This is a genomic window from Pseudomonas sp. C9D1, assembly GCF_056491235.1.
In genome coordinates this window covers 2,822,632-2,835,514 of record NZ_JBSZIE010000002.1, presented here as the reverse complement: position 1 = coordinate 2,835,514, position 12,883 = coordinate 2,822,632, and the positions used below count along the sequence as shown (strand labels likewise).

The window sequence follows — 12,883 nt, the reverse complement described above, 5'->3', positions numbered from 1 at the left end:
CCCGTTGCGGCTGTACCTGCCCATCGCCGGATAACTGTATGTCCAGGCAGCACGCCTGCCTGGGCTAGGCTGGGATTTTGCTCGGGAGAACGCGTCATGAGGTTGCTGGGTGTACTGGGTGGCATGAGCTGGGAGTCGACCCTGAGCTATTACCGCCTGCTCAACGAAGGCGTGCGCGATGCGCGGGGCGGCCTGCATTCGGCGCCGCTGCTGCTGCATTCGGTGGATTTCGCCGGCATCGCCGCCCTGCAGAAGTCCGGTGGCTGGGACGAGGCAGGGCGCCAGCTGGCTGCCGCTGCGCAAGGCCTGGAGCGTGCCGGCGCCGGGGCCCTGCTGCTGGCCACCAACACCATGCACAAGGTGGCGGCGGCGATCGAGGCGGCGGTGGACATCCCCCTGCTGCACATCGGTGACGGTGTGGGGGCGGCCCTCAAGGCGCAAGGCTGCGAGCGGGCGGCGCTGCTGGGTACGCGCTTCACCATGCAGGAGGATTTCTACCGGCAACGCCTGGGCGAGCGCTTCGGCATTCGCGTGCAGGTGCCGGATGCGCCGGCGATGGTGGAGATCGACCGGGTGATCTTCCAGGAGCTGTGCCTGGGCCGCTTCCTGCCCGAGGCGCGGGCCTTCTACCTGGCGCAGCTGCAGCAACTCAAGGACGAGGGTGCCCAGGCGGCGATCCTCGGCTGCACCGAAATCGGCCTGCTGCTGGACGGTTGTGATTCGCCCTTGCCCCTGGTGGACAGCACCGAGGAGCATGTACGCATGGGGCTGGACTGGTTGCTGGCCGGGGGCTGAAGACGGGAGCGGGGACGATGCGCACAGGGATCATCCGGTGGCTGGGGCGTGGCGCCTTGCTGATGGCATTGGCGGTGCTGTTGGTCTTCGCCGTGCGGGTGCTGGATATCCAGGGCGAGCCGGCGCTGCTGCCCTGGCACCGCTTCGTGCCGGACGAACTCGATGAGCGCGCCCTGGACCAGGCCGACTGGGCCGCGTGGATGGGCGCCGAGGCTCAGTCTTCGACCAGGTGCGCCAGCAGGTCAGCGAGCGCCTGGAGCCCGAGGAACGGGTGCCGGCGAACCGCTACTTCCCCGGTAGCCCGCTCTACCCCGGGCACTTCCACCAGGACTGGAACCGCTCCTATGTGCTGCGCCCGGAAGGCGAGCCGGTGGGCGCGGTGGTGATGCTGCATGGCCTCACCGATTCGCCCTACAGCCTGCGCCACCTGGCGCTGCGCTACCGCCAGGCGGGCTTCGTGGTGGTGGGCTTGCGCCTGCCGGGCCACGGCACGGTGCCGGCGGCGCTGACCGACGTGAGCTGGCAGCAATGGCTGGCCGCCACCCGCCTGGCCGTGCGCGAGGCCCGGCGCCTGGTGGGCGAGCCGCGGCCGTTGCGGTTGGTGGGTTACTCCAATGGCGGCGCGCTGGCGCTGAAGTATTCCCTGGATGCCCTGGAGGACCCGGCGCTGCCCCGGGCCGAGCGGCTGGTGCTGCTCTCGCCCATGGTGGGCGTGGCCGGTTATGCGCGTTTCGCCGGGGTGGCGGGCTGGCCGGCGGTGTTCCCGGCCTTCGCCAAGGCCGCCTGGCTGGATCTGCTGCCCGAGTACAACCCGTTCAAGTACAACTCCTTCCCGGTCAACGGCGCGCGCCAGTCCTACCTGCTCACGGCGGCCCTGCAGGAACAGCTGCAGCGGGCCTCGCACCGTGACGGCCTGAGTGCGATGCCGCCGCTGCTGACCTTCCAGTCGGTGGTGGATGCCACGGTGAGCACGCCAGCGGTGGTGGACGGGCTCTACCGCCTGCTGCCGGACAACGGCAGCGAGCTGGTGCTGTTCGACATCAACCGCTCGGTGGATTTCGGCCCGCTGCTGCGGCCGGAGGCGAGCCTGGCGCTGGCGCGCCTGCTGCCGCCGCCGCCGCGCAACTACCGCACGGCGGTGGTCACCAATGTCACGGCGAGCAGCCGCGAGGTGGTCGAGCGGGTGACCGAAGCCGGTGCCCGGGAAGAGTGGGTGACGCCGCTGGAGCTGACCTTCCCCCGTGAGCTGTTCTCGCTGTCCCACGTGGCCGTGCCCTTCCCCGAGAGCGATGGGCTGTACGGTCGGCGCCCCGACCCGGCCGATGACTTCGGCATCCACCTGGGTGACCTGTCGTTGCGGGGCGAGCGGGGTGCGCTGGTGATGGACATGGGCGCGCTGCAGCGTGCCACGTCCAACCCCTTCTTCCCTTACCTGCTGCGGCGCGTGGAGCAGACCCAGGGGCTGGCCCGCTGAGGCCCGCCGAGGGCTCGGAGGCTCAGGAGGAGCAGCTGATTTCCAGGTGCTTGCCCCATTCGGGCGGGCGCTCGGCGTAGCTTTCCATGCCCGGCTGCTCGTCGAACGGACGGGCGAGCACGGCGTGCAGCTGGCGCACCTCGCTGTAGTCGCCACGCTCGGCGGCCTCGATGGCGCGCTGGGCCAGGTAGTTGCGCAGGATGTACTTCGGGTTCACCGCGTGCATGCGCTGGCGGCGGGCGTCCTGGTCGTCGCCTTCGCGCGCGGCGCGCTCGACGTACTGCGCGGCCCAGGCGTCGAAGCCGGCGAGGTCGACGAAATCGTCCCGAAGCACGGCCACCGCCTGCTCGGGCGCGCTGTCGCCCAGGCGGCGGAAGAACAGGGTGTAGTCCACTGCGCTGGTCTGCATCAGTTGCAGCAGGCGCTGCACCAGCGCTTCGTCGCCATCCTCTGCCTGGATGAAGCCCAGGCGCCGGCGCATGTGGTCCAGCCAGGCCGCCTGGTACAGCGGCAGGAACAGCTCCAGCGCCTCGCGCAGGGCCTCCACGGCGATGTGCGGCGTCAGCGCCTGGGCCAGGGCGGCGAGGTTCCAGTGGGCGATGGGTACCTGGTTGCTGAAGCTGTAGCGCCCGCTGTCGTCGGAGTGGTTGCAGATGTGGTTGGCGTCGAAGTCGTCGAGGAAGGCGTAGGGGCCGTAGTCGAAGGTGATGCCGAGGATCGACATGTTGTCGGTGTTCATCACCCCGTGGCAGAAGCCATAGGCCTGCCAGCCGGCGATCATCTCGGCGTTGCGCTCGATCACCGTGCGGAACATCGCCAGCCAGGGTTCGTCGGCGTCGAGGCACTCGGGGAAATGGCAGGCCAGCACGTGCTCGCCGAGGGTCTTCAACTGCTCGTGCTGACGGGTGTAGTAGAAGTACTCGAAGTGGCCGAAGCGCACGTGGCTGGGGGCCAGGCGCATGACCATGGCGCCGCTTTCCTTCTTCTCGCGGTACACCGGGGTGCTGGAGCCGGTGACGCACAGCGCGCGGCTGCTGGGGATGCCCAGGGCGTGCAGGTGTTCGCTGGCGAGGAACTCGCGGATCGAGCTGCGCAGCACCGCGCGGCCGTCGCCCATGCGCGAGTAGGGCGTCTGGCCCGCGCCCTTGAGGTGCAGGTCCCAGTGCTCGCCAGCGTCGTTGACCACCTCGCCCAGCAGCAGGCCGCGGCCATCGCCGAGGCGCGGGTTGTAGCTGCCGAACTGGTGCCCGGAATAGACCATGGCGCGCGGTGCCGCGTCGGACCACAGCTTGTGCCCGGCGAAGAGCTCGGCGAACACCGGCGTGTCGGCCTCGGCCGGGTCCAGGTCGAGCAGCGCCATGGCCGCCGGGCTCGCCACCACCAGGTGCGGGTCGGCCAGCGGGTCGGGCAGGACTTCGGTGGAGAAGGCATCGCCCAGGCGGGCGAAGCGGTTGTCGAACTGCAGGTCGTCGAGTCGTTTCATGGGCTCAGCTTGTCACGCGGCCGGAGCCGGGGGAAGTCGCGGGGACCGGTGGTCCCCGCGTGGCAGCGGCCTACTTGGCCTGCTCTTCGGCGGCGTCGGCGGCAGCTTCCTCGACCGGGGCGTGGGCCTCGACCTTGCGGCTGAGGATGACGTCCATCTTCGGCACCGAGGAGATGTTGATGTTGTGCTCCTGGAACAGCTGGTCGATGCGCCGGTTCAGCTCGTCGGTGGCTAGGCCACGGTCGCCCAGCTCGCGCACGTAGATCTTCAGCTCGTGCTCCAGGGTGGTGGCGCCGTAGGTCTTCAGCTGCACGTTGGGGGCCGGGTCGCGCAGCACGCGGGTGTTCTCCTGGGTGGCCTGCAGCAGCAGCTTGCGCACCAGTTCCAGGTCGGCACCGCGATTGACGTTGTAGACCAGCACGATGCGGGTGACGGTGTCGGTCAGGGTCCAGTTGATCAGCTGGCTGGTGAGGAAGGTCTGGTTGGGGACTATCACCTCCTTGCGATCGCTGTCGGTGATGTGCGTGGCGCGGATGCGGATGCGGTTCACCGTGCCGGTGACGGTGCCGATGGTCACCAGGTCGCCGATGCGCACCGGGCGCTCGAACAGCAGGATCAGGCCGGAGATGAAGTTGGCGAAGATCGCCTGCATGCCGAAGCCGATACCCACCGAGAGCGCGGCCACCAGCCACTGCAGCTTGTCCCAGCTGACCCCGAGGGTGGACAGGGCGCTGACGAAGCCGATGCCGGCGATGGCGTAGGAGAGCAGGGTGGTGGTGGCATAGGCGCTGCCCTGGGCGAGCCTCAGGCGCGACAGCACCAGCACTTCCAGCAGGCCGGGCAGGTTGCGTGCGAGCACCGTGGTGATGCCGGCGATGATCAGCGCGCCGAGCACGTCGAGCAGGCTGATGGGCACCTGGGTGGCGGCGTCGCCGGTGCCGGCGGCGTACTGGTAGAGGGTCACTTCGTCGAGGTAGGCGAAGACGCTGATCAGGTCGGCCCAGACCAGGTACATCGCGGCGATGAAGGTGCCGAGCAGGGCCAGGCGGATCAGGCGCAGGGACTGCTGGTTGACCTGCTCGATGTCGAGGGTCGGCTCTTCCACCGCCACTTCCTCGCCTTCGGCGTTCTCCTTGGTCTGCGCCTGGCGCTTGGCCAGGGCACGGGCGTAGGCCAGGCGCCGGGCGGCCACGGCCAGGCCACGGACGAAGGCGGCCTCGATCACCAGCGTGAGGATCAGCAGGTAGAGCGTGTTGATCAGGCGGTCGGTGAGCTTGAGCGAGGTGTAGTAGTAGCCGAAGCCCACGGCGACGATGAACGCCAGTGGCAGCAGGGTGAAGCCCAGGCCGATGAGGAAGCGGAAGGGCGAGGTGTGCTCGCGCATCGGCTCGGCCAGCAGCAGATTGCTCAGCACCAGGGCCATCAGGGCGTAGCAGGAGATGACGACGATGATGCCGATCACATCCTCGGCCAGGGCCTGGGGCTGGTGCTCGGCGACGGTGACCACGGCCACCAGGGCCATCACCACCATGCCGAGGCGGCGGATCTGCTTGCTCAGCAGGGACACCTGCGGGCGCGGCCAGCGGAAGTGCAGCTCGGCGACGCCGCCCGGGGAGAGGATGCGGTACAGGGTGTAGAACACCAGCCAGGCCTGGGCCATTTCCATCAGCGCGGCGCCGAGGGTGGCGTTCTGGCCACGGGCGTCGATCTGCAGGGCCAGGCCGCAGAGGGCGAGGAACAGGGTCACCGGCAGGGCCAGGAGGACGTTCAGCAGCAACGCCAGGGGCGTGTGCATCTGGCTGTCGCGCTTGTAGTGGCCGATGTCCTGGTGCAGGTCGGTGAGCTTGGCGTAGATCCAGCTGCGCCGCCACAGCAGCGCACCGATCATCAGCAGCAGGGGGACGAACAGCCAGGGGCGGTCTACCAGGCCTTCGCCCAGCTCGGCCAGCCCTGAACCCCAGGGCACGTCGGCGAGCTGGCGTTGCAGGTAGTGCGGGGCGTTCTTGATCCAGGAAAGGTCCAGCGGCTTGTTGCTGGGAATCCAGAACATCTGCTCTTCCAGGGTCGCGCGCAACGCCTGGGAGGTACTTTGCAGCTGCTTCTGGTTGAGCTGCAGGGTGATGGATTCGTTGAGCAGGGCGTTGAGTTCGCGGCTCAGGCGGTCGAACAGCTCGGTGCGGGTGGTGGCCAGGTCGAGCAGGGTGGCGCGCAGTTCCGGGGTGACCTGGTCGGCGGGCTGGCGGGACAGCAGGTCGTCGACGTAGGCCTGGGGGCTGTTGAGCTTGTCGCGCTGCTGGCTGAGTTCGAACTGGTAAAGGCGGATGTCGGCGATCTCGTCGGCCAGGTCGCCGTCGAGCTTGAGGTGCGGCAGGGCCTGCTTCTGCTGGTAGAGGATCTTCGACAGCAGCAGGCTGCCCTTGAGCACGCTGATCTGCTCCTCCAGGGCCTGGTCGGCCTGGCTGAGGGTGTCCAGCTGCTGGCGGGTCTGCAGGTTCTGTTGGGTCAGCTCGTTGAGGCGGTCGGTGGCCCGCAGCAGGTAGTCGGAGAGCTTGAGGTTGGTGGCGCTCTCGGCGGCCAGCAGGCTGTCGGGCGTGGCCTTCTGCGCCTCGCGGGAGAGTTCGGCGACGGTCTGCTCGGAGCTTTCCCGGCGCTTGTCGTTGATCAGCGACTGCAGGGCCTGGGTTTCCTGCTCCAGGCGATGGATGCGCTCCACCAGCAGGTCGCGGCGGCTGTTGCCGAGGTCCTGCAACAGGCTGTTGCCGGCCAGCTCCTGGCGGCGCAGTTGGGTCTGGGCGTCGAGGGCGGCGAGTTCGGCGTTGTACTGGTCGCGCTGCTCGTCGGAGAGCGCCTTGCTGCCTTCCTTGCCGATCTTGAGGGTGGCGTTGATCTGCTGGGCGCGGGCCTGGTTGCTGGCGATCTCGGCCTGGGCGCGCTCGGGGCGGGTCTGGGCAGTGATGATCAGGCTGTTGGCCTCGGCCAGGTCCTTCTGCCAGTCGGCCAGCTGGGTGCTGCGCTGGTTGAGCAACTGGTCGAGCTGGGCCAGGGACGACTTGCTGTAGCGCTCGGTGACGTCCACCGGCTTGCTGGCCTTGAGACGGGTGAATTCGCGCTGGGCGTCGCTGGTCTGGCGCGGGGCGTCGGTGAGCTGGCGCTTGAGGTCGGCCAGGCGCTTTTCGCTCTCGGCTTCGTTGCCCAGCAGGGTCAGGGTCTGTTCCAGCACCTGCTGCACGGCCTTCTGCTCGGCTTCGGACAGCTTGCGCTCGGCCAGGGTGTCCAGACTTTGCTGGACCTTGGCGCTGGTCGGTGGTTCGGCGGCGTGCAGGTTGGTCACACCGAGGCTGAAGCCGATGAGGGCGGCGGCAATGAGGGGGCGCAGGAAAGACATGGTCGCTGGGGGCGGCTCTGGGAAAAGTGCGGTTAATGATATGCCAGGCGCGGCGCCCGTGGTGGGACGTGCCGCGCCTTCAGAGGAACAGTCCGGGGCCTGGACGGCCATGACCTTCGGGGAATTTGACGCCCACCTTGCGCACCTTGTTCCCTTCCATCAGGGCCACGGTCCAGGTCAGGCCGTTCCATTCCACCTGGTCGCCGACGATGGGCTCGCCGCCGATCTCGTGGGCGATGAAGCGTCCCAGGGGCTGGGTGCCGTCGATGTTCTCCAGCTTGAGGCCGTAGAGCGAGGCGACGGCGGAGAGCTGGGCATCGCCTTCGAGGACGAAGTCGCCGAAGAAGCGCAGGTCGAGGCCGCGCTGGGGCGCCTGGCTGAACAGTTTGCCGAGGGCGGAGAGGTCGTGCTCGTGGCCGACCACGCAGAGGATGTCGCCCGCCTCCAGCACGGTACTGCCCGAAGGGTGGAGCAGTTCGGTGCCCCGGAACAGCGCGGCGATGCGGGTGCCTTCGGGCATCTTCAGTTCGCGCAGGGCGGCGCCGATGCACCACTTCTCCGCGCCCAGGCGGTAGACGAACAGCTCCCACTCGCTGGTGGGGTGGATCTCCAGCCCGGCGCGGGAGATGGGCGCCGGCTCCGGCGGTACCGTCACCCGCAGCAGCCTGGCCGCCAGCGGCAGGCTGGCGCCCTGCAGCAGCAGGGAGACGAGGACGATGAAGAACGCCAGGTTGAAGTACAGCTGCGAGTGGGGCAGGCCGGCCATCATCGGGAATACCGCGAGGATGATGGGCACCGCGCCGCGCAGGCCGACCCAGGCGATGAAGGCCTTTTCGCGGTCATGGAAGGCGCGGAAGGGGATCAGCCCGATCATCACCGACAGCGGGCGGGCGAAGAGGATCATCCACAGCGCCAGGCCCAGGGCGGGCAGGGCGATGGGCAGCAGGTCGTGGGGCGTGACCAGCAGGCCCAGCACCAGGAACATGCCGATCTGCGCCAGCCAGGCCATGCCGTCGAGCATATGCAGGATGCTGTGGCGCGAGCGGATCGGGCGGTTGCCCAGCACCAGCCCGCAGAGGTAGGCGGCGAGGATGCCGCTGCCGTGCAGGAAGTTGGTGAGGGCGAACACCAGCAGGCCGCCACTCACCACCAGCAGCGGGTAGAGGCCGTTGGGCAGGTTGATGCGGTTGATCAGTTGCAGCAGCAGCCAGCCGCCGCCGAGGCCGAGCAGGGCGCCGATGCCGAACTCGCTGACCAGGTGGCCGAGGAAGGACAGGCTGATTTCGCTCTGCCCCTTGGCCAGCATGTCGATCAGGGTGACGGTGAGGAACACCGCCATCGGGTCGTTGCTGCCGGACTCGATCTCCAGGGTGGCGGTGACCCGTTCGTTGAGGCCCTTGCCGCCGAGCAGGGAGAACACCGCCGCGGCGTCGGTGGAGCCGACGATGGCGCCGATCAGCAGGCCTTGCATGATGTCGAGGTTGAACAGCCAGGCCGCGGCCATGCCGGTCAGCCCGGTGGTGATCAAGACGCCGACCGTGGCCAGCGACAGCGCCGGCCACAAGGCCACGCGGAAGCTGGAGACCCGTGTGCGCAGGCCGCCGTCGAGGAGAATGATGGCCAGCGCCAGGTTGCCCACCAGGTAGGCCAGCGGGTAGTTGCTGAAGCCGATGCCGCCCGGGCCATCGATGCCGGCGACCATGCCCACGGCCAGGATGATGACCAGGATGGGGATGCCCAGGCGCGAGGAAACCGAGCTCACCAGAATGCTTGCGCCGACCAGCAACGCGCCGATCAGGAACAGGCTATTGATGGTGGCTGCATCCACGTATTGAAGCTCCTGGCAATGATGTCGGGGGTGACGCTGGAGGGATGCATGCAGCGTGCATGCCAGCTGGATTCTAACCTGCTACCCGCAACGCGCCGCAAGCGCTGATCGGCATAAATCCACAGGTTTTTTGAACAGGGCCGAAGCCTGTGTTCACGGATTCGACCAGGTGGTCAGGATATTGTCCGAGGTCGATTTGACGATCCGGGGAATGCCGGTGCCGAGCCGGTCATCGGTGGGCTGGCCGATTCGCAGGCAAAAAAAGCCCCGCATGTGCGCGGGGCAGGGAAACCCTGAAAAGTTGAAATCAGAACCAGGCGTCGCGCATTTCCAGGCAGGTGTCGTCGCGGGCTTCGAGAATGGCCAGGGCGTGGTGCACACCCGGCACTTCCCAGGTGAGGAAGTAGCGCGCGGCCTGCAGCTTGCCCTTGTAGAAGTCGGCGTCGGCGGCGTTGCCACGGGCCAGGCCTTCTTCGGCGCGGATCGCCTGTTCCAGCCAGCGCCAGCCGATGACCGCGTGGCCGAAGGCGTTGAGGTACAGCGCGGAGTTGGCCAGGGCCTGGTTGACCTTGCCCTGCATCAGGTCGCCGAGCAGGGCCAGGGTCACGGCGGAGAGGCGCGACACCAGTTGCTCCAGCGGCTGGCGCAGGGCGTCGAGGGAACCGTGGGCGCTGGCGCGCTGGCAGGTGTCGTTGATCAGGCGGGTCAGCTGCTTGAGGCCGGCACCGTTGTTCTGCGCCACCTTGCGGCCCAGCAGGTCCAGGGACTGGATGCCGTGGGTGCCTTCATGGATGGGGTTGAGGCGGTTGTCGCGGTAGTACTGCTCCACCGGGTATTCGCGGGTGTAGCCGTGGCCGCCGAGGATCTGCACCGCCAGTTCGTTGGCCTTGAGGCAGAACTCCGAGGGCCAGGATTTGACGATGGGGGTGAGCAGGTCGAGCAGCTCGTGGGCCTGCTTGCGCTCCTCCTCGGTGGCGAGGGTCTGGGTGTCGTCGAACAGGCGGGCCGAGTACAGGCCGAGGTCGAAGGCGCCTTCCACATAGGCCTTCTGGGTCAGCAGCATGCGGCGCACGTCGGCGTGCTCGATGATCGCCACCTGGGCGCTGGTCGGGTCCTTGCCGTCGGGCAGGCGGCCCTGGGGGCGCTCGCGGGCGTATTCCAGGGAGTAGAGGTAGCCGGCGTAGCCGAGCATCACCGCGCCCATGCCGACGCCGATGCGTGCCTCGTTCATCATCTGGAACATGTAGGACAGGCCGGCGTGGGGCTTGCCCACCAGGTAGCCGACGCAGTCGCCGTTGTCGCCGAAGTTCAAGGCGGTGGAGGTGGTACCGCGGTAGCCCATCTTGTGGAACAGGCCGGCGAGGATCACGTCGTTGCGCTTGCCGAGGGAGCCGTCGTCGTTGACCAGGAACTTGGGCACGATGAACAGCGAGATGCCTTTGACCCCGGCGGGGGCGTCCGGCAGCTTGGCCAGCACCATGTGCACGATGTTGTCCGACAGCGGGTGGTCGCCGCCGGAGATGAAGATCTTGTTGCCCTTGATGCGGTAGGTGCCGTCACCGGCCGGTTCGGCGCGGGTGCGGATGTCCGACAGCGAGGAGCCGGCGTGGGGCTCGGTGAGCGCCATGGTGCCGAAGAACTTGCCGTCGATCATCGGCTGCAGGAAGCGCTGCTTCTGTTCGTCGCTGCCGAAGCTCTCGATCAGGTTGGCCGCGCCCATGGTCAGGAAGGGGTAGGCGGAGCTGCCGACGTTGGCCGACTGGAAGTGGGCGAAGCAGGCCTGGGACAGCAGCGTGGGCAGTTGCATGCCGCCCTGCTCGAAGCTGCGGGTGGCGTTGAGGAAGCCGGCTTCGAGGAAGGCGTCGACGGCGGGCTTCACTTCCGGGATCAGCGTGGCGGCGCCGTTGTGGTACTCCGGCTCGTTCTCGTCGCCCTTGCGGTTGTGCGGGGCGAAGTATTTCTCGGCGATGCTGCGGGCGGTGCCGATGGCGGCGTCGAAGGTTTCGCGGTTGTGGTCGGCGAAGCGCTCGCGCTGGGTCAGGGCTTCGGCGTCCAGCACTTCGTAGAGTTCGAAGGCCAGGTTGCGGGAACTGAGCAGGGTCTCGGACATGTCGGATCTCCGGTTGGATGGCCGGAGTCTAGATCGGTGAATGAAGGTCGCCTAGCAACATCCATAAGGGTGATAAAGCGGCAAAACCCGGCCAGCGTCGCGGCTGGTAAACTGCGCGCCTCGCGAGGATTCCCACACCATGAACTACCGTCACGCCTTCCATGCCGGCAACCACGCCGATGTGCTCAAACACCTGACCCTGGCCCGCCTGATCGCCCTGCTGTCACGCAAGGAGGCGCCCTTCGCCTACCTCGACAGCCACGCCGGTGTCGGCCTCTACGACCTGGCCGGCGACCAGGCCAACCGCACCGGGGAATGGGAGGAGGGCATCGGCCGGCTCTGGGGCCAGCCCGACCTGCCGGAACTGATGGTGGACTACCTCGGCGTGCTCCACGCCCTGAACCCCGATGGCGCGCTGCGCCACTACCCCGGTTCGCCGGAGCTGGCACGCCAGCTGACCCGCCCGCAGGATCGCCTGCACCTGAACGAAAAGCACCCGGAAGACGGCCAGGCGCTGAAGGAGAACATGGCCGGCGACCGCCGCGTCGCCGTGCACCTGGGCGAAGGCTGGCACCTGCCCCGCGCCCTGCTGCCCACGGCGGAGAAGCGCGCGCTGATGCTGATCGACCCGCCCTTCGAAAAAGCCGACGAGCTGGAGCGCTGCGTCACCGCGCTGAAGGAAGCCATCGGCCGCATGCGCCAGACGGTCGTGGCGATCTGGTACCCGATCAAGGACCAGCGCCAGCTCAAGCGCTTCTACCAGGGCCTGGAAGCCTCCGGCGCGCCCAAGCTGCTGCGCGTGGAACTGATGGTGCACCCGGCGGACAACGCCCTCGGCCTCAACGGCTCTGGCCTGGCCATCGCCAACCCGCCATGGGGACTGGAAGAGGAACTGCGCCAACTGCTGCCCTGGCTGAGCGAAAAGCTTGCGCAGAGTCAGGGTGGCTGGCGGTTGGATTGGATTATTGCGGACAGTTGATAGCTTGAAGCTTGAAGCTTGAAGCTTGAAGCTTGAAGCTTGAAGCCAGAAGCCAGAAGCCAGAAGCCAGAAGCCAGAAGCCAGAAGCCAGAAGCCTCAGGCCGGTGCTCCTTCTTCCAGCTTCAAGCTTCCCGCTTCAAGCTCTAAACCGGCATACAAACGCCCGTCCCCCCCAACCCGCAATACCCCCCCGGATTCTTCGCCAGGTACTGCTGGTGATACGCCTCGGCGTAATAGAAGGTCGGGGCTTCGTCGATTTCGGTGGTGATGGTGCCGAAGCCTGAGTTGCTCAGTTCGGCCTGGAAGCGGGCTTCGCTGGCCTTGGCGGCTTCCAGCTGGGCGGCGTCGCTGCAGTAGATGGCCGAGCGGTACTGGGTGCCGATGTCGTTGCCCTGGCGCATGCCCTGGGTCGGGTTGTGGGCTTCCCAGAATACCGAGAGCAGCTTCTCGTAGCTGATCACCTGCGGGTCGAACACCACCAGCACCACTTCGGTGTGCCCGGTGAGGCCGGAGCAGACTTCGTCGTAGGTCGGGTTCGGGGTGTGGCCGCCGGCGTAGCCGACCGCGGTGGACCAGACGCCTTCCTGTTGCCAGAAACGGCGCTCGGCGCCCCAGAAACAGCCGAGGCCGAACACCGCCTGTTGCAGGTGGGCGGGGAAGGGGGCTTGCAGCGGGCGGCCGTTGACGAAGTGGGCGTCGGGCACCGGCATCGGCGATTCACGGCCGGGCAGCGCCTGTGCCGCCGTGGGCAGCTCGATTTTGTGAGCGAGGATCTGCGAGCGCAGGACCATGGCGTTCTCCTGATTGGGTGGCTGGTCGATAGACCTGC

At 67.7% G+C, this 12,883-nt stretch carries 8 protein-coding genes; 3 read left to right on the top strand and 5 right to left on the bottom strand.

Annotation, left to right across the window (positions count from 1 at the left end; genetic code table 11):
• Nucleotides 1–96 precede the first annotated feature (96 nt).
• Both ACXI0U_RS21230 and ACXI0U_RS21225 read left to right on the top strand, forming a co-directional pair.
• Nucleotides 97–795, top strand: coding sequence for an aspartate/glutamate racemase family protein (locus ACXI0U_RS21230; protein ID WP_374979159.1), 699 nt, complete (start codon nucleotides 97–99; stop codon nucleotides 793–795).
• A gap of 196 nt (nucleotides 796–991) precedes the next feature.
• Nucleotides 992–2,269: an alpha/beta hydrolase gene (locus ACXI0U_RS21225; protein ID WP_479550775.1), complete on the top strand. Its 1,278-nt coding sequence runs from the start codon at nucleotides 992–994 to the stop codon at nucleotides 2,267–2,269.
• A 22-nt stretch (nucleotides 2,270–2,291) separates the two neighbouring features.
• Here ACXI0U_RS21225 and selO read toward each other — a convergent pair whose 3' ends face one another.
• The 4 genes from selO to ACXI0U_RS21205 form a co-directional block, all read right to left on the bottom strand.
• Nucleotides 2,292–3,752, bottom strand: a complete 1,461-nt coding sequence (gene selO, locus ACXI0U_RS21220) for a protein adenylyltransferase SelO (protein WP_431482830.1) — start codon at nucleotides 3,750–3,752, stop codon at nucleotides 2,292–2,294.
• 70 nt (nucleotides 3,753–3,822) lie between these two features.
• The gene (gene mscK, locus ACXI0U_RS21215) at nucleotides 3,823–7,137 is read right to left on the bottom strand and encodes a mechanosensitive channel MscK (protein WP_021219822.1); all 3,315 of its coding nucleotides are present in this window, start codon (nucleotides 7,135–7,137) and stop codon (nucleotides 3,823–3,825) included.
• Between the two features lie 79 nt (nucleotides 7,138–7,216).
• Nucleotides 7,217–8,965, bottom strand: coding sequence for a potassium/proton antiporter (locus ACXI0U_RS21210; protein ID WP_374979156.1), 1,749 nt, complete (start codon nucleotides 8,963–8,965; stop codon nucleotides 7,217–7,219).
• A gap of 307 nt (nucleotides 8,966–9,272) precedes the next feature.
• Nucleotides 9,273–11,075, bottom strand: a complete 1,803-nt coding sequence (locus ACXI0U_RS21205; protein WP_316925582.1) for an acyl-CoA dehydrogenase — start codon at nucleotides 11,073–11,075, stop codon at nucleotides 9,273–9,275.
• A 139-nt stretch (nucleotides 11,076–11,214) separates the two neighbouring features.
• Here ACXI0U_RS21205 and ACXI0U_RS21200 point away from each other — a divergent pair, with 139 nt between their 5' ends.
• Nucleotides 11,215–12,054 carry a 23S rRNA (adenine(2030)-N(6))-methyltransferase RlmJ gene (locus ACXI0U_RS21200; RefSeq protein ID WP_043242257.1) on the top strand — a complete coding sequence of 280 codons (840 nt, stop codon included), beginning with the start codon at nucleotides 11,215–11,217 and terminating at the stop codon, nucleotides 12,052–12,054.
• A 143-nt stretch (nucleotides 12,055–12,197) separates the two neighbouring features.
• Here ACXI0U_RS21200 and msrA read toward each other — a convergent pair whose 3' ends face one another.
• Entirely contained in the window at nucleotides 12,198–12,845 is a 648-nt protein-coding gene (gene msrA, locus ACXI0U_RS21195; RefSeq protein WP_479550774.1) for a peptide-methionine (S)-S-oxide reductase MsrA, read from the bottom strand.
• Between the last annotated feature and the right edge of the window lie 38 nt (nucleotides 12,846–12,883).